Origin of the sequence: Christiangramia flava JLT2011 (assembly GCF_001951155.1) — a bacterium.
Taxonomy (GTDB): Bacteria; Bacteroidota; Bacteroidia; order Flavobacteriales; family Flavobacteriaceae; genus Christiangramia; species Christiangramia flava.
This window is the reverse complement of sequence record NZ_CP016359.1, coordinates 1,262,573-1,280,906: the sequence shown is the minus strand read 5'-3', so window position 1 is coordinate 1,280,906 and position 18,334 is coordinate 1,262,573. Positions and strand designations below refer to the sequence as shown.

General features: G+C 45.4%; 13 protein-coding genes. 6 read left to right on the top strand and 7 right to left on the bottom strand.

The genetic code is table 11. The annotated features are described in order from the left end of the window. Positions 1-70: 70 nt before the first annotated feature. The 4 genes from GRFL_RS05370 to GRFL_RS05355 form a co-directional block, all read right to left on the bottom strand. Complete coding sequence (locus GRFL_RS05370) at positions 71-2,494, bottom strand: glycoside hydrolase family 31 protein (protein ID WP_083643637.1); 2,424 nt, start codon at positions 2,492-2,494, stop codon at positions 71-73. Between the two features lie 64 nt (positions 2,495-2,558). Then, complete coding sequence (glgB, locus tag GRFL_RS05365) at positions 2,559-4,466, bottom strand: 1,4-alpha-glucan branching protein GlgB (protein WP_083643636.1); 1,908 nt, start codon at positions 4,464-4,466, stop codon at positions 2,559-2,561. A gap of 7 nt (positions 4,467-4,473) precedes the next feature. Beyond that, entirely contained in the window at positions 4,474-6,120 is a 1,647-nt protein-coding gene (locus tag GRFL_RS05360) for a maltokinase N-terminal cap-like domain-containing protein (RefSeq protein WP_083643635.1), read from the bottom strand. A 5-nt stretch (positions 6,121-6,125) separates the two neighbouring features. Further along, positions 6,126-8,069: an alpha-1,4-glucan--maltose-1-phosphate maltosyltransferase gene (locus tag GRFL_RS05355; protein ID WP_083643634.1), complete on the bottom strand. Its 1,944-nt coding sequence runs from the start codon at positions 8,067-8,069 to the stop codon at positions 6,126-6,128. Between the two features lie 224 nt (positions 8,070-8,293). Here GRFL_RS05355 and GRFL_RS05350 point away from each other — a divergent pair, with 224 nt between their 5' ends. Further along, positions 8,294-9,280, top strand: coding sequence for a hypothetical protein (locus GRFL_RS05350; protein ID WP_083643633.1), 987 nt, complete (start codon positions 8,294-8,296; stop codon positions 9,278-9,280). 29 nt (positions 9,281-9,309) lie between these two features. Here the strand turns inward: GRFL_RS05350 and GRFL_RS05345 are convergent, their stop codons facing one another. Further along, positions 9,310-9,927: a c-type cytochrome gene (locus GRFL_RS05345; protein WP_083643632.1), complete on the bottom strand. Its 618-nt coding sequence runs from the start codon at positions 9,925-9,927 to the stop codon at positions 9,310-9,312. Positions 9,928-10,063: 136 nt separating this feature from the next. Here GRFL_RS05345 and GRFL_RS05340 point away from each other — a divergent pair, with 136 nt between their 5' ends. Then, the gene (locus tag GRFL_RS05340; protein ID WP_083643631.1) at positions 10,064-10,528 is read left to right on the top strand and encodes an RNA methyltransferase; all 465 of its coding nucleotides are present in this window, start codon (positions 10,064-10,066) and stop codon (positions 10,526-10,528) included. On the opposite strand, the gene GRFL_RS05335 is transcribed toward GRFL_RS05340, so the two are convergent. Further along, positions 10,525-11,976 (bottom strand): nicotinate-nucleotide adenylyltransferase, encoded by a 1,452-nt coding sequence (locus tag GRFL_RS05335; RefSeq protein WP_083643630.1) that lies wholly within the window; start codon positions 11,974-11,976, stop codon positions 10,525-10,527. The genes GRFL_RS05340 and GRFL_RS05335 overlap by 4 nt on opposite strands. A 206-nt stretch (positions 11,977-12,182) precedes the next feature. Here GRFL_RS05335 and GRFL_RS05330 point away from each other — a divergent pair, with 206 nt between their 5' ends. After that, on the top strand, positions 12,183-12,626 hold the full coding sequence (locus GRFL_RS05330; RefSeq protein WP_083643629.1) for a VOC family protein: 444 nt from the start codon (positions 12,183-12,185) through the stop codon (positions 12,624-12,626). On the opposite strand, the gene GRFL_RS05325 is transcribed toward GRFL_RS05330, so the two are convergent. Next, positions 12,621-14,162 (bottom strand): SulP family inorganic anion transporter, encoded by a 1,542-nt coding sequence (locus tag GRFL_RS05325; RefSeq protein WP_083643628.1) that lies wholly within the window; start codon positions 14,160-14,162, stop codon positions 12,621-12,623. The two genes, GRFL_RS05330 and GRFL_RS05325, sit on opposite strands and share 6 nt — an antisense overlap. Before the next feature lie 213 nt (positions 14,163-14,375). Between GRFL_RS05325 and era the strand changes: the two genes are divergently transcribed. The 3 genes from era to der all read left to right on the top strand — a co-directional run bounded on the left by era (position 14,376) and on the right by der (position 18,289). After that, on the top strand, positions 14,376-15,260 hold the full coding sequence (era, locus tag GRFL_RS05320; RefSeq protein WP_083643627.1) for a GTPase Era: 885 nt from the start codon (positions 14,376-14,378) through the stop codon (positions 15,258-15,260). Positions 15,261-15,340: 80 nt separating this feature from the next. Continuing rightward, positions 15,341-16,873, top strand: a complete 1,533-nt coding sequence (locus tag GRFL_RS05315; RefSeq protein ID WP_083643626.1) for a choice-of-anchor I family protein — start codon at positions 15,341-15,343, stop codon at positions 16,871-16,873. A gap of 111 nt (positions 16,874-16,984) precedes the next feature. Continuing rightward, positions 16,985-18,289, top strand: coding sequence for a ribosome biogenesis GTPase Der (gene der / locus GRFL_RS05310; protein ID WP_083643625.1), 1,305 nt, complete (start codon positions 16,985-16,987; stop codon positions 18,287-18,289). Positions 18,290-18,334 lie beyond the last annotated feature (45 nt).

The window sequence follows — 18,334 nt, the reverse complement described above, 5'->3', positions numbered from 1 at the left end:
TTGTCCCGATACTGAAAACCGCCGAACTGGACGAGCCAGTCGGCGGTTTTTTATTGATCAAAATCAGGTTTTATTCAGCCGTATTCCCGTTCGAATTTCCCACGATATGGAGTTCAGAAAAATCTTTATGCACGATCATTGTCTGGTTTTCTTTGTCATAGTGCAGATCTTCCACGTTCACTTCTTCATTTTCAAAGAATACCCGTTTGATCTCGAAAGGCATTCCGTGGAATTTTAATTTGAAGGTGGTATAGGGAGCAGAGAATTTCCCCTGTTTATGCTGCTGAATGATCATCTCGCCTTCTTTCCCTGTAAATTTGAAAGTACGGTGGCTGTAAATGCCCTGGCGGTACTCGTAACCATCATGAGAATCTTCATAAAATTCAGAATTTTCCTTACCAATTTTGTAGTAAATGTCCAGTGACATTTCTTCCATTTTTACCTCATCAACATATTGCTGAACCGGGTATTTTGGTATGATCGCTCCTTCCTTGATATAAATAGGAATGATATCCAAAGGTGCATCTACCCACATTTCCTTGCCTCCGGTGACCAGTTTGTCATTCCAGAAGTTGTACCATTTTCCCCGTGGAATATACATCCTGCGACCCTGAACGTTAGGTTCCTGGACAGGACACACTAAAATCTGGTTTCCGAAGATGAATTCATCAGCACGGTAATGCGTCTGGACATCTTCCTGATCGTAATAAACCAGTGGTTTCAGAATTGGCGTGCCTTCTTCCACATACTTCTGGAAAGCGGTGTAGAGGTACGGCAGTAACTGGTATCGCAACTCTACATATTTCCTGGTAATTTCCAGTACATCTTCCCCAAAGAACCAGGGTTCCTGTTCCCCATGATCGCCAGAGGAATGTACGCGGCAGAAAGGGTGGAAAATACCCAATTGCAGCCAGCGGGTGAAAAGTTCTCCGGAAGGTTGTTCGGCAAAACCGCCAATATCTGATCCGGCGAAACTCATCCCGCTCATACACAGGCGCTGGATCTGTACGTTTGCCAACCAAAGGTGTTCCCAGGTGGCCACATTGTCGCCGGTCCAGGTAGAGGTGTAGCGCTGCCCTCCGGAATAATTAGCCCTCGTGATGATGAAAGGTCGTTTCGGAAAATTGAATTTTTTAACTCCTTCATAGGTAGCCCGTGCCATTTGCATTCCGTAAACGTTATGAGCCTTGCGGTGGCTGCAGGGATGCCCATCAAAATCATGGCGAACGTCCAGCGGGAAAGTCTTCCCGGGAACTTCCATCACTGCGGGTTCGTTCATATCGTTCCAGATACCTTTAACACCGATCTCGCCTATAATTTCACGGTACAAACTACTCCACCATTCGCGCACTTCAGGGCGGGTAAAATCTGGAAAATAGCACTCTCCGGGCCACACTTTTCCTCTCATATAAGGTCCGTCTGCACGGCGGCAGAAATAATCGTTTTCAAGCGCTTCCTTAAAAACCGAATAATTCAGGTCTATTTTGATTCCAGGGTCAATGATGGCAACGGTTTTAAAACCATCGCTTTCCAGTTCCTTCACCATTCTTTTGGGGTCCGGGAAATATTCCTTGTTCCAGGTGAAACAGCGAAACCCATCCATATAATCTATGTCCAGGTAGATCGCGTCACAGGGAAAATTCAGTTCCCGGAATTTGGAGGCGATCTCCTTTACCTTGCTTTCCGGGTAGTAACTCCACTTACACTGGTGGAATCCCAATGCCCACATAGGCGGAAGTTCCGGTTTCCCAGTAAGATCAGTATACGAAGTGAGTACATCGCTCATTTGAGGGCCATAGATGAAATAATAGTTCATCTCGCCTCCATCTGCCCAGAAACTGGTCACGTTGCGGCGTTCGTGGCAAAAATCAAAATGAGTTTTAAAGGTATTGTCGAAGAAAATTCCGTAGGCAGAATTACCATGAAGGCCCATGTAAAATGGCACAGCTTTGTATAATTCTGCAGTATCTTTTGCAAAGGCATACTGATCGGTATTCCATAGGCTGAGCCTTTTGCCTTTCAGGTTAAAATTGGTGGGTTTATCTCCAAGCCCAAAATAATTTTCCTGATCGCGTGACATTTTGCTCATTTTCACAAAGTTTCCGCCGAATTCGAAGGTTTCTTCCCAGTGAAATCCCTGTTCATCTTCCAGGATCGGTTTACCGTTAAGCTCATACGTGCCTACTCTCAGGTCGTCTTTGGCAACCTTGCAGATGATTTTTTCAGTAGTTATGATGATATGCGTTTCATCTTCGGAAACATCCAGATGGCTAAAACCGTGCAGGTTGTCTTCGTCTATCGCGTAGGAAAAATCATTTTCAAAAATCCCATTGGTCGCATAGCGAAAACGCAACATATTATCCCGCAAAACCGTCACCTGAAGGCGAACACCATTTTTCGAGATAAAATTGATGGTGTCCTGGTCATGCTCGTAAGAAATCAATCCCGAGGGGTAGAGATTCCCTTTATATTCCAGTTCTGTATTGGTAATCATAGTCTTACAATCTTTTTTGGTGCTTTAAAAAAAAGCTATTTATGGCAAATAATGATGTGATTGTTTATAAAATTTGAAAAACAACCGCTGCCAGTGGCGGAATAGTGATTTTTACTGAGTGTTCGCGCCCGTGCCAACTTTCCGGTGCAGTTTTAACCTGTTCATTTTTAACCCCAGAGCCGCCTAATTCTTTCGCGTCAGAATTAAAAATTTCCTTGAGTTTTCCTTTGCGAGGTACGCCGATCTGGTAATTTTCTAAAATCCCCGGCGTAAAATTGCAAACTACGAGCAGGTCTTTCTTCTCGTTTTCACCTTTTCTCATATAAGCTAATACGGAGTTCTGGGCATCATCATACGAAATCCATTCAAAACCGCGGGCTTCGAACTGTTTTTCGTGCAGTGCAGGTTGTTTTTTGTACAGGCTGTTCAGCTGCGTAATGGTCTCCTTCACTCCTTTGTGAAGATCATATTCCAACAAATGCCAATCCAGGCTTCCGCTGAATTTCCATTCTTCATGCTGCCCAAATTCACTTCCCATGAACAACAAATTGGTACCCGGATGGGTAAACATATATGAATATAGTAACCTCAGGTTGGCAAAACGCTGCCATTCATCGCCAGGCATCCTGCCTAAGATCGATTTCTTGCCATATACTACTTCATCATGGCTTAAAGGAAGGGTGAAATTTTCAGTAAACGCATAGGTCATACTGAAACTGATATCGTTCTGGTGGTATTGCCGGTAGATCGGGTCTTTTTTGAAATATTCCAGTGTGTCGTGCATCCAGCCCATCATCCATTTCATTCCGAAACCGAGACCGCCGATATCAACAGGTTTGGAAACCATGGGGAAAGAGGTAGATTCTTCTGCAATGGTCTGTACCCCTTCAAAACTTCGGTAAACTTCCGTATTGAGTTCCCGGACGAATTGTATGGCATCCAGGTTTTCTCTTCCGCCGTGTTCATTCGGCTCCCACTGGCCGTCTTCCCTGGAATAGTCCAGGTAAAGCATGGAGGCCACCGCGTCTACCCGGAGACCATCAGCATGATATTTATCCAGCCAGAAGACCGCGTTGCTGATGAGAAAGGAACGCACTTCATTTCTTCCGTAATTGAAAATAAGACTTTTCCAGTCTGGATGATAGCCTTTCCGTGGATCGGGATGCTCATAAAGATGCGACCCGTCAAACATTCCAAGACCATGCTTGTCTTCTGGAAAATGTGAAGGCACCCAGTCGAGGATCACACCAATTCCGGCTTTGTGAAAAGCGTCGATCAGCGCCATAAAATCCTGTGGATCCCCAAAACGGGAAGTGGGTGCGAAATAACCGGTGAGCTGATAACCCCACGAGGGATCATACGGATACTCCATAATAGGCATAAATTCCACGTGAGTGAAACCACATTCTTTGACGTATGACACCAGTTCCTGGGCCAGCTCCAGGTAACTTAAGGCCCTGTTTTCTTCCACTTTTCTTTTCCACGAACCCAGATGGACTTCGTAGATCGAAAATGGCTTATCCAGGCTGTTTGTTTCTTTCCGTGACTCCAGGTATTTTTTGTCTTTCCATTTATAGTTGAGGTCCCAGACGATGGAAGCCGTATTTGGTGGCCGTTCGCATTTCAGGGCATATGGATCGGCTTTTTCCAGTTTAGCATCGTTAACGCTGGACTGGATCTTGTATTTGTATTTATCGCCAAGCTTTACCCCGGGAATAAAACCTTCCCAGATGCCGCTTTCATCCCAGCGAACATTTAAGGGGTGCTCGCCTTCAAGCCAGTAATTAAAATCACCGATCACGGAAACATTTTTAGCCGAAGGAGCCCACACTGCAAAATAAACTCCTTCCTCGCCCTGAAGTTCCATGGGATGTGCACCAAATTTTTCGTAGAGCCTGAAATGTTTACCCGACTTGAAAAGATATATATCGAATTCTGAAAACAGCGAATGTACCTGTACTTCCTTTTTCATAATTGTGTTAAGTTATTTTGTTTTTCAGGATACTGGCAATACCACGCAGCGGGATGATAGTCCATCTCGGCCTGGAATTCAGTTCATATCCCAATTCATAAACGGCTTTTTCAAGCAGGCAGTAATCGAGTAAAAATTCGATTTCCTGCTTATAACCGATATTTAGATTCTCCCGCTGTACCTTATCTACATAAGTTTCCATAAAAACCCCGATCATGTAGCGGTATAATACTTCGCCGGCTTCAAAAAGTTCATCCTGCGATACCTTGAATTCTTCATCGCTATTAAAAATACTGGAGTAAATGGCATAGTGAAAGGAGCGGAACATGCCAGCCACATCCTTCAGCGGCGGTTGCTTGACCTTGCGATCCTGTATCGTTGATTCTGGTTCGCCTTCGAAATCCAGCAGGAAAAAATCGTCGTTGGCAACAAGGACCTGCCCCAGGTGATAGTCCCCGTGGATCCTGATGCGCTCGCTTTTCATGCGTGTCCAGTTAAAATTGAGAAAATGTTCCCGAATTTCTTTTTTTCGATCCAAGAATTCTTTGGCCAGTTCCAGTGCCTCGCCGTCCAGCTTGTGCATATTGTTTTCAATGGTGTTCAGCCGGTTCTGGAACATGTAGATGAGCCTGTTTTTCAACCATACGGCATAATCTCCATTATATTTGGTAGGGGTGAAGGCGGTGTCCTGCATATCACTACCTAGAGCCACGTGCATTTCCGCAGTTCTTACCGCGAGCTTGGCGACCTTCAGAAAAAGATTGAGACCGGCAAAATCGATAATCTCCGGCGGAATGGTATTGATGGGCTGTCGCTGGTACATCCTGATCTTCGGCAACCTGGAGGCTTTGATTTTTTTGCGTTCCAAATTGGCAAAAACACCCTTGAGCTCATTCAGCATATATTTCCAGGCATCGCCTTCATTTTCGATCAATTCCTGCATCAGCCCCAGCGTGACGGTCTCGCCATTTTCAAAAGCCACGTTCATGCTGCTCACGTATCCGGGAATGTTCTTGAAATCGGTCTTTTCAGTAATAAAACGAACGATCTCATAATCAGGGTTTTTGCTGGTATAAATCCTTCGGAAGAATTTCATCACCATGGAATCATTAAAAATGATCGAAGTATTGCTTTGTTCGCCACCCATAAAACGGGAAGATTCGTAGGCAACGGGATGCGTGGTCTCTGAGCGGTGAAAAACGGTCTTTGCCGGGGCCGCTTCCGCAGAATATTGCATCATATTCTCAAATACGAGCTTGCGAAAATCTTCAATATGGATGGCATCTATCAAAAAACCTTCCTCATTTTTAAAACTAACCGGTGCAATGACCGTACTGGTTTCCAGCGCATCTTTTTCCTGGTTGATAAAACTCAGCGGAATAAAATAATCCTGAAAAAAGGCTTCGCTGAAGTTCACCTCGAACAGCACACCGTAATAAGTGTTTTTTTCAGATTTTAATTCGAAATAATCTACGATTTCAATGTATTTGAGCGTACTCGATTTTCCCGCATACCAACGTTTTTTCAGGATGTAGTTCTCCAGTATTTCGGTACTGAAGGTCTTGATGAATTCAGGGTCTTCAAAGGCTCCATTCCAGTCACATTTAAAGTTGAACTCGGTTTCCTGCATTTGCGTTGGTGCTTTGGTTGACATGGATCTTAATTTTTATGGATTCGGAAGAGGTGAAAGGGCATACCGGGATGTAATTCCACGAAAGACCATTCATCGTTCCAATTATAGGAATTTCCGGTAACCAGGTCTTCCACGGTAATTGACTGGCCGTCGTTCAATCCCAGTTGGTGCCGAGGTACCTGCACATGACCTTTTTGCGAATAATAGGGGTCGAGGCTCACGATCATGAGTGTATGATTCTCGCGCTGGTCATCATATTTGTGATAGGCAAGCAGGGCATCGTTATGGATCTCGCAAAAATTGATATTATTGGTTTGCTGTAGCGAAGCATTTTCTTTTCTCGCTTTATTGATCCTCGCGATAATGCGCATCAGTTTATTTTCAGCCTGCCAGTCCCAGTGCCTGATCTGGTATTTTTCAGAATCATGATATTCTTCTTTTCCGGGAACGGCATCAGAGATCATGAATTCAAAAACGGGTCCGTAAATACCGGTATTGGAACTCAGCGTTGCGGCCATAAAATAGCGATTCATATACATCGATTCATTGGCACCTTGCAGCGCGTATGGATTGATATCGGGCGTATTTGGCCAGAAATTTGGCCTGAAATATTCCCGCAAGTCACTCCTGGTAAGCTCGTTCACATATTCAGTGATCTCGTGTTTGTTGTTTCGCCAGGTAAAGTACGTGTAGGATTGTGTAAACCCCTGTTTGGCCAGTTGCGCCATGATCTTTGGCCGCGTGAAGGCTTCGGAAAGAAAGAGCGTATCCGGATATTTCTTTTTGACTTCGGAAATAAGCCAGCCCCAGAAATAGAAAGGCTTGGTATGCGGATTGTCTACCCGGAAAACCTTGATGCCTGCTTCCCTGATCCAGTACAGAACAATATCGAGGAATTCCTGCCACATCTTTTTCCATTCTTCAGATTCGAAGAAAATTGGCAGAATATCCTGGTATTTTTTCGGCGGATTTTCAGCATATTGTATCGTTCCATCGGGTCTCCAGCGGAACCATTTTGGATGCTCCTGCACATAGGGATGATCTGGGGCTGCCTGTAAGGCAAAGTCCATAGCCACTTCAATTCCCATATCCTGGGCTTTTTTGACCAGGTTTTTAAAATCTTTTAAACTGCCAAGCTCGGGGTGGATGTCTTTGTGCCCGCCTTTTTTCGAACCAATTCCCCAGGGCGAACCTACATCTCCCGGAGCAGCGTCGGTCGCGTTGTTCTTTCCCTTGCGGTTCACTTCTCCAATAGGATGCACGGGCGGGAAATAGAGCGTGTCAAACCCCATCTCGGCAACACGCGGCAAAATGTTTTCACAGTCTTTAAAAGTACCGTGTTTCCCCGCCTCACTCGAAGCTGACCTGGGAAAGAATTCATACCAGGTGCTGAAAAGTGCCTTTTTGCGGTCTACGTAAACCGGATATTCCTGGCTTTCATTAGGAACAGCCTTATGTGGGTACTTCAATAGAATTTCTTCAAGATATGGATCGGTACAGGTGGCGCAGGCTTCGTCCATTCGGTCTTCGTCAGTAAAATCAGCAATCGCTTTTTTGATGAAAACCGCCTCCTGTTTCGTGCATTTTTTCAGTAGCGGTTTGAGGATTTCAGCTCCTTCCAGCAATTCAGATTTAACAAACTGGCCGTCTTCGATCTTTTTGATGATCCCATGTCGCCAGTTGAGACCATGATCCTCCCAGGCTTCGATTTTAAAAAAATAATCGCCCTGTTTTTCCACGCTGAAGTGGCCCTGCCAGTGATCATTTTCAGTCGGGCGCATACGCACCTCTTTCCAGTTTTTTTGAGTTTGATGTTTATACTGAATAGCGGCCTGAATAATATCGTGACCATCTCCAAAAATAGCTGCCTGCACCGTAACGATCTCTCCAATGACCCGCTTTACTGCAAATTCCCCGCAGTTGATAACGGGCTGTATATCTTCAATGACCACTCGTGTTTTCTTAAGCATAGAATCTTTTTTAAAAAAGCTGGAATCTTAAATGTACTAAACTGATCCTTAAATTTATATCTATTGAGATACTTGTTTCAAATTTTGACAATTAATTAAGGAAATGGAAAAGCTGATCTTCAGAAACTTGAAAGATTGTTAGGAATACTGCTGGAATTTTAAGAAATTTAAAATGCCCATCCATGCGCAACCTCCTTTGTGGCAACTAACTAAAACCAAAAATTATGATTTCTTCACTATTAAGAGGGACAGCCTCAGCCTGGGTTTGTGCATGCCTGACTTTCGCCTTATTCTCCTGTAAAAACGAATCCAAAAAGAACCTGGAAACCTCAGCCAGCGATTCCCTGGCGAAGCAGGAACTTCCGAGACAAAAAGCTGCTGAGAATTTTAAGATCGTCACCAATTCCATGGAATTTATTCTTCCGAAGGATACTTTACTGAGCGGCTGGAACCCTATAGTTTATAAGAACAACAGCAACGAGACGCATTTTATCGTTTTTGAAAAATATCCCGAAGGCAAGCGCCTGGAAGATACTGAAAAAGAAGTGGGGCCGGCTTTCCAGGAAGGTATGGACTATATAATGGAAGGCAATATGGATAAGGCAATGGAAGCCTTTGGGAAATTACCCGAATGGTTTAGTCAGGTACAATTTTATGGCGGGACGGGTTTGGTTTCCCCGAAATCGACTACACAATCTACCCTCAAACTGGATCCCGGTATTTACGCGATCGAGTGTTATATGAAGATGCCTAATGGCCGTTTTCATTCCGTAGAAGGGATGGTGGACGAGATTATTGTAAAAGACAGTCTCAGTGATATTCCGGAACCTCAAGCCGATTATCAGATTTCCATTGGCAGCGAAAATGGTATGCTACTCGAAGGAAATCCAAGCACTGGTAAGAAAGTTTTTAAAGTGTATTTCGAAGATCAGAAAGTTCATGAGAATTTTGTGGGGCACGACGTACAACTGGTGAGAAAGGAAAAGGAGGCTAACCTCAATACGCTTGCCAACTGGCTAAACTGGAGTACGCCTAAAGGTTTGATGACTCCTGCGCCCAAAGGCTTCAAATTTATAGCAGGAATGCAGGAAATGGCTGCTGGTAAAAATGGTTATTTTACTGCTGAACTCACACCGGGAGATTATGTGCTGATCTCTGAAGTGCCCAACCAGAGAGAAAAAGGATTGCTGAAAGAATTCCATGTAGAATAAAAAAACCGGCAGATCTGCCGGTTTTTCGCTTAGGATGTGGCCAAACTATCCAGTTTGGTTGGCGGTATAGGAGCCGGAACCGCATTTTCAACAGGTTCCGTGCTTTGCAAATATTTGAACATCGATTCCAGGTCTTCATCAGATAGTTTGGCGAAATTCTGCCACGGCATTGGAGGCAGCATCATCCGGCCACCTTTGTCGCCTTTCAGTTTTCCTTCACGCATGGCGGTTTTAAAACGCTCCATCGTCCAGTTTCCAATTCCCGTATCATCCGAAGTAAGATTGGCAGAAAAAGAAATCCCCCAGGGCCCTACCGCGGCCGTAAGGTCTCCGGTCATCAGCATCCAGCCTTTCTGCATGGCATCCATGGAAAGAGGAGGTAGCGTATCTCCTGCCGGGTGGCCAGAGAGGGCGAGTTCCGGTATTTCTTCAGGGCCACGCTCGGTCATTCTTTTCGGAGAATGACAATCGGCACAACCAATGGTGGTGACCAGGTATTTGCCGCGGGCAATACTGTCCTGCAGGCTCATTTCAGCTGATTCGCTTTCCTGGTCTTCATATTTTTTATCGTTACAGGAAGTAAGTAACAGCAACACCAGGCAGAAAGTTCCCGCCCGGATTGCGATCTTTTGGTGAATACTTTTCATAAGAATGTTTGATTGGTTAATTAGAGTTAATTTACTATAAGTTTTTGACTTATAGCATGTTAATGGATGAACAGCTGGAAAAAATCTGTAAAAGGAAGGCCGGAATTAACAATTTCAGAATCCTTAAATTTGCAGCATGTTGATAGATACTTTAGACCAGGGCTTTTTTGGAATCGGCATTCAGAATGGGAAGACTCCCGAAAATCTGGGAGTTTTATGGCGTTCGGCGCAGAACATGGGTGCCAGCTATATTTTCACCATTGGGAACCGCTATGCGAAGCAGGCTTGTGATACTCATAAAGCCGTGGGTGCAATGCCCTATTTTCATTATGAAACTTTTGAAGATTTTTATGCGCACCTTCCTAAGGGAGCGATGCTGGTAGGAGTAGAGCTGGATGAAAAGGCAGAACCGCTGGAGCGCTTCAAGCATCCCAGGCGTTGTGTGTATTTGCTCGGCGCTGAAGATCACGGACTTTCCAATGAAGCGAAGGAAAAATCACATTTTCTGGTTAAATTTCAGTCTACGCTGAGCCTGAACGTATCGGTAGCCGGAAGTATCGTGATGTACGACCGTGCTTCTAAAACCGAATTTTCAACCTAATTCTCGGTCTTTTCGCGTTTGCGCATCCCGAACATCTGGTTTTCCTTGATCATTTTAGCTGTTAGACCGGGAACCATTTTTTCCCATTCCTTATCGCCGTCCAGCATCATCTGGTACACCTTTCGAGGATGAATTTTCAGGGTTTCTTTATCGTAATCTTCAATATCTACCACCTTGTTATTATCGGTAAAGAATTTGTAAAGTTCCTTTAGTCTCGGATGCACTTTCAGGTTTTTACTATTGATGATCTCACCGGTCTCCTCGTTCAGAATAGGATAGAGGTAGATTTTCAGGTTTTTGAAGAATAGTTTTCCGAAGGCTTCCAGCATACCGCCGCTTAAATTCCGGTAGTATTTTTCATTAAATATATCTAGGAGGTTATCCACTCCCATGACCAGTCCCATCTGGGCTTTGGTATGTTGCGCAAAATATTCCACGACTTTGTAATATTCCTGGAAACTAGAGATCATCACCGTATGCCCGGAAGAACAGAGCAGATCTGCGCGATCCAGAAAATCCTTCTCGTCGATCTCCCCTTCAGATTTCAGGTTGTTAATGGTCATTTCAAAAATGATCACCGTTTTTTCAGGGTCTACTTCCTCTTCCTGCAAAAACAGTCTTTTTCCCGTTTTGTACATATGCAGGTTGAGATTGGTCACCGGGCGGAAACTTCCGCGAAGCGTAAGCAGATTCTTTTTGTATAGCACGTTGGCAGGCAGGATGTTGTGACCGTCTTTTGAAAACATCACGGCTTCGGTAATACCTTCTTTAACGAGTTCGAGACTCATGAGCCTGTTATCCACATTCTCGAAAACCGGCCCGGTGAAATTGATGGCATCGATCTCGATCTTGTCCACGCTCAAATGATCGTATAACCGCCTGATGAGTTCCCGCGGGTCTTCACTTTGGTAGTAGGCCGCGTAGATGAGGTTTACCCCCATGATCCCGAGGCTGATCTGCTGCTGCGAAGCATTGTTCTCATGAAACTGGACATGCAGTACGATCTCGCTGTATTCCTGTTTCGGAACCTTCTGAAAACGCACGCCCAGCCAGCCGTGACCTTTGTATTTTTTAGCCCAGTCGATCGTTGCCACCGTGTTGGCATAGCTGAAAAAGAGCTTGTTCGGGTGCTTTTTTCGGGAAATACGCTTTTCGATAAGCCCGGTTTCATATTCCATCATGCTCTTGAGGCGGTGCTCGGTCACATAGCGGTGCTGCGGGTCCAGCCCGTAGATCGCATCACTGAAATCCTTATCATATGCACTCAGCGTTTTGGCTATGGTTCCCTTGGGATTTCTCGCCCTGAAAAAATGCCTTACCGTTTCCTGGCCGGCACCAATTTCAGCGAAAGTTCCATAAATGTTTTCATTGAGATTTAGACGGGTGCACTTATTCTCGATGGAGAGCACGCTTTCAAATTTATCGTCGTTTTCATCAATTATAGACATACCGGTGGCTTTTTTTTGGTCTCTGAAAGTTAGTAAACTTCAGCAAGCCTGCCCGGTTTTTTAAGTAATGTTTACAATAAATCTTCGGAAAAATTTTCAGCAGCTTCTGAAGTGGAAGATCGCCAGGCTTTAATAAACTTCCGAAGAAATGCCTCGAAACGCAATCGGTAAAAAAGGCTATCTTTAAAAACTATAATTTCTGAAAAATGAGAGTTTTCATCTGTATTATATTAGTTATGAGCATGAGCAGCCTTTCCGCGCAAAATCCATTTCAACTGAATAAAGACCACGACGCCTTGCTGGTGAAAGACCTGAAAAAATCGGCCGATTTCTACGGAAATGTACTTGGGCTGAAGGAGATCCCCAATGGCGGTCTGCCAGATCATATTCGATGGTTTCAGCTGGGTGACAAAGTCCAGATTCATCTAATCCAGAGCGATGAGATGACCGAAAAGAACAAAGGGGTTCATTTTGCCTGGAATACGGCTGAGCTTCCGAAGCTGATGGAATACCTGAAGTCGAAAAACATCCATTTTGAGAACTGGCCGGGCGAGGCTGGTACGACCAATACGCGCCCGGATGGTGTGAAACAGATCTATCTTCAGGACCCTGATGGGTACTGGATCGAGATCAATGACGGCAGCCTATAACCTGTCTGTTGCAACCTTGTAGGTAGGATCTTCCAGGATGTTCACCTCGATGATCTGTTCGGCATTGTCCAGCAACTGTCGGCAATCCTTGCTCAGGTGCTTCAGGTGCAGTTTTTTGCCGTATTTCTGGTAGCGTTCGGTAAGTTTGTTGAGCGCTTCGATGCCCGACATGTCTACCACACGGCTTTCAGAAAAATCGATCACCACTTCTTCCGGATCATTCTGTACATCGAATTTGCTGTTGAAAGCGCTGATCGATCCGAAGAAAAGCGGCCCGTAAATTTCATAATATTTCACCCCATTTTCGTCGATATGCTTGCGGGCCCTGATCCGTTTAGCGTTATCCCAGGCAAAAACCAGTGCGGAAATAATCACGCCAATCAGTACCGCCAGGGCGAGATTGTGAAGCACGATGGTCACCGCGGTTACCAGGACCATCACGATCACGTCAGATTTCGGCATTTTGTTGATGGTTTTCAAACTGGCCCACTCAAAAGTTCCCACTGCAACCATGATCATCACCCCGGTTAGTGCGGCCATCGGAACTTTTTCAATAAGATCGGCTCCAAACATGATGAATACCAATAGCATGACCGCCGCGGTAATTCCGGAGAGACGAGCGCGAGCTCCCGAAGAAACGTTGATAAGACTTTGCCCAAGCATGGCACAACCACCCATTCCGGAGAAAAAACCTGAAAAGATATTTGCGGTTCCCTGTGCCACGCATTCTTTATTGCCACGGCCGCGGCTTTCGGTAATTTCGTCTACGATATTCAGCGTGAGCAAACTTTCGATCAATCCCACACCGGCCATGATCAATGCGTAAGGGAAAATAATTTGCAGCGTTTCAAAACTCACAGGGATTTCAGGAATATGGAAAGGAGGGAAGCCACCGCTGATAGATGCCATGTCGCCCACATTTTTAGTGTCTATTCCAAAAAACATTACCACTGCGAAAACCGTGAGGATCGCCGCCAGGGAAGCCGGGAAAACTTTGGTAAGCTTCGGAAGGCCCCAGATAATGAGCATGGTGATCAAGACCAGTCCCAGGAAAATGAACATGGGTGTCCCGGTCATCCACTCCAGTTCCCCGGCGGCATTCGGCGCCTTGAACTGGTTGAGCTGGGAGGTGAAAATGATGACCGCAAGCCCGTTCACGAAACCAAAGATGACCGATTGCGGGACGAGCCTAATGAGCTTTCCGAGCCTGAAGACACCGGCCAGGATCTGTAAAATTCCAGCCAGAACTACGGTTGCAAAGATATATTCCGGCCCGTGAGAAACGGAAAGACCTACGATCACCACGGCTACCGCCCCGGTTGCTCCAGAGATCATCCCTGGACGACCACCAAGAATGGCCGTGATCAATCCCATCATAAAAGCCGCGTAAAGACCGGTAAGCGGGGATAGTTTGGCGATCATGGCGAAAGCCACTGCTTCCGGGATCAATGCCAGGGCAACGGTGAGCCCGGCAAGAATTTCGGTTTTATAATTTACTTTTTGAGAAAAATCGAACAGGTTCAGCACTTTTTTCATTCCTATTTGGCTTGAATTTTAAGCGGGCAAAAATAGTCAATTTAATTTGAATGAAAAGCCTGAGGCTAATTATCTGATTATCATTGAGGAATTGCTAAAATAGCCTGCTGAAAACTACCAATTTCAGAAGAAGCCTTGCCGAAATTCAAAATCCCGCTGTTCGGATGATTCTGTGGGCAAGATTGTTCGTACTTTTGCAGAAACTTCAGCAAAATGGAACATAAGGCAGGATTTGTAAATATCATCGGGAACCCGAACGTGGGAAAATCAACTTTGATGAATGCGTTCGTGGGTGAACGTTTGTCGATCATTACCTCCAAGGCCCAGACCACTCGCCATCGTATTCTGGGGATCGTGAATGGTGAGGATTTCCAGGCCATCTTGAGCGATACACCGGGAATCATTAAGCCTGCTTATGAATTACAAAGCTCGATGATGGATTTTGTGAAATCGGCTTTTGAAGATGCTGATGTGCTGATCTACATGGTGGAAATTGGTGAAAAAGACCTGAAGGATGACGATTTTTTCCATAAAATTACCCATGCGGAAATTCCGGTTTTGCTATTGCTGAATAAAATTGACCAGTCCAACCAACAAGTGCTGGAAGAACAGGTTTCCTACTGGCAGGAAAAAGTACCGAATGCGGAAATTTTCCCGATTTCGGCTTTGGAAGGCTTCAATGTTTCGAACGTTTTTCAACGTATCGTGGAATTGCTTCCAGAGGGCCCTGCTTTTTACCCGAAAGATGCGCTAACCGATAAACCCGAACGCTTTTTCGTGAACGAGATCGTACGGGAAAAGATCCTGCTGAATTACAAAAAAGAGATTCCGTACAGCGTGGAAGTGGAGACTTCAGAATTTTTCGAGGAAGAGGAGATCATCAGGATGCGCAGCGTGATCATGGTGGAAAGAGAGACGCAGAAAGGGATTATCATTGGTCATAAAGGTTCTGCCCTGAAACGAGTGGGAGTGGAAGCGCGCAAAGACCTGGAAAAGTTTTTTGGAAAACAGGTCCACCTGGAGCTTTTTGTGAAGGTGAACAAGAACTGGCGAAGCGATGAGCGACAGTTGAAACGTTTTGGTTACAATAACAAGTAATCGCTAACCTATCCTTCTGATTGCCATAACCTTCACGTTAAATGCAGTGGTTAGATTTGAAACGAATCAATTAACCACACATGAAAAAAATTACCATTCCTTTAGTCCTGGCAGGTTCCCTGCTGTTGTTTTCCTGTGCGCAGGAAAATTTTTCTGAACCATCTCCAGTCAATGAGATCAATGCCGGCGGAAGCTGGTCTGAAATCCATTTCCACCCCGTTAGCAGCATTCAGGTTGGCGGGGAGGCTTCGGCTGAGATTTCAGCTTTTGATCCTGCTTCGCAAAGAATTTTTACCGTGAATCCTGCGGAAGACCAGATTTCAGTTTTTGACCTGAGCGATGTTCAGCATCCGAAGAAATTAGAGCCGATCAGTATTCCCGGTGGCAGTCCTAATAGTGTAGCCGTAAGCCATGGTAAAGTGGCAGTGGCGGTGGAGGCTGCAAACAAGCAAAACCTAGGAAAAATCTATGTTTACGATGCGAAAAGCCTGGGTTTACTGCAATCGTATCAGGTCGGTGCCTTGCCAGATATGCTGAGCTTTTCGCCAAACGGAAAATTTTTGGTTGTTGCCAATGAGGGAGAACCCAATGATGATTATACGGTAGATCCTGATGGTAGCGTAACGATTATTGAAGTGCACACCGGGGCTATCACCAATTTGGATTTTTCGGCATTTAACGACCAGGCTTCGGAATTAGCTCTTGGCGGGTATCGCGTATTCGGGCCCGGAGCCGATCTGGCGGCCGATACCGAACCGGAATACGTGGCAATTTCCGAAGATTCTCGTTTTGCCTGGGTTTCGCTGCAGGAAAATAACGGAATTGCCAAGATCAACCTCGAAACTAAAAGTATGGAAGCTATCTATCCGTTGGGGTTTAAAGATCATTCCCTGCCTGAAAATTCCCTGGATGCCAGCAATCGCGACGGGGAAAAAGCTTTGAAGACCTGGCCGGTCTACGGAATGTATCAGCCAGACGCTATTAAATATTTCAAACTTCGAGGTGCGGCATACCTCATTTCAGCCAATGAAGGAGACGCCAGGGATTATGGCGGGTTCAGCGAAGAAGTGCGGATTAAAGACCTGCAGCTGGATCCCGTCGCTTTTCCTAATGCTGAAATTCTGCAGCAGGATGAAAACCTGGGCAGGCTCAATAGCACTACGACTCTTGGCGATCTGGATGGTGATGGCGATTATGACGAATTGTACAGCTATGGCGCGAGGTCTTTCAGTATCTGGTCTCCCAATGGCGAACTGCTTTATGATAGCGGTAATCTGATCGCTGAAATCACACTGGCACTAACTCCAGATCGTTTCAATGATGACGACGGAAGAAGTGACGATAAGGGCGCTGAGCCAGAATCTATTGAAACACTTCAGGTAAACGGGAACAGGCAGCTGCTGTTCGTGGGTCTGGAAAGAACTGACCAGGTGCTGGTTTTCGAGATCACCGATCCGCTGAATCCACAGTTTATCCAGATCCTCTCTCATGAAGGCGATGAAGCTCCGGAAGGCGTGCTGGCAGTGGCTGCCAAAGACAGCCCCAGTAAAAAAGATCTGCTGATTGTAAGTAACGAAGACAGCGGTACGGTAACGATTTATCAGAATAATTAAGAATTTATAAGAGTTCCGGAAAAGCGCGAGCCCTTGGCCGCGCTTTTCTTTTTTATAAAATCCTTGTTTCCTGCAGATATGATTATCTTTGCAGCAAATTAAAAAAGCAAAATGGGCAATATTGTTGCGATCGTAGGAAGACCGAATGTTGGAAAATCTACTTTTTTTAACCGACTCATTCAGAGACGGGAAGCTATCGTAGATTCGGTAAGCGGGGTGACGAGGGATCGTCATTATGGAAAGTCTGACTGGAACGGAAAGAAGTTTTCGCTCATCGATACGGGCGGTTATGTGAAGGGAAGCGACGATATTTTTGAAGCGGAGATCGATAAACAGGTCGAACTGGCTATAGAAGAAGCCGATGCAATTATTTTCATGGTAGACGTGGAAAGCGGCGTGACCCCTATGGATGAAGAAGTAGCCAAATTGCTTTACCGAGTGGAAAAGCCGGTTTTGCTGGCGGTAAACAAGGTTGATAACAACAAGCGCCGTGAAAATGCAGTGGAATTCTATTCGCTCGGTCTTGGTGAATATTACCCGATTGCGAGTACCAACGGTAGCGGTACTGGTGATTTGCTGGATGCGCTGGTGGCAGCATTGCCAGAGCGGGAAGCAGAAGAAGAGACCGAACTGCCAAGGTTCGCCGTGGTGGGACGCCCCAATGCCGGGAAATCTTCTTTCATCAATGCGCTGATCGGCGAAGATCGCTATATCGTCACCGATATTGCCGGAACCACCAGGGATTCGATGGACACGAAATACAATCGTTTCGGGTTCGAGTTCAATCTGGTTGATACGGCAGGAATCCGCCGGAAATCCAAAGTAAAGGAAAACCTGGAATTTTACTCGGTTATGCGATCTGTTCGTGCGATCGAAAACAGTGATGTTTGCCTCGTAGTGCTGGATGCTACCCGTGGTTTTGACGGGCAGGTTCAAAATATCTTCTGGCTGGCGCAGCGCAACAATAAAGGGATCGTGATCTTGGTGAACAAATGGGACCTTCTTGAAAAAGAAACCAATACGATGAAAGAATACGAAGCCAGTATCCGTAAGGAAATGGAACCTTTCACCAATGTGCCTATCGTATTCATTTCAGTTTTGAACAAGCAACGAATCTTCAAGGCGATCGAAACGGCCGTACAGGTCTTCGAGAATCGAAGCCGAAAAGTGAAGACCCGCGAGCTGAACGATATCATGCTGCCGATCATTGAAAAGAATCCGCCGCCGGCCTATAAAGGTAAATACGTGAAGATCAAATTCTGCACGCAGCTGCCAACGCCGTATCCGCAATTTGCATTTTTCTGTAACCTCCCGCAGTATGTGCGTGATCCTTACAAGCGCTTTATCGAAAATAAATTGCGTGAGCAGTTTAATTTTGAAGGCGTTCCGGTCACGATATTTTTCAGAAAAAAATAAGCGTACATTAAACTTTTATCCGAAGTAGCAGTCAAATAGGACGTT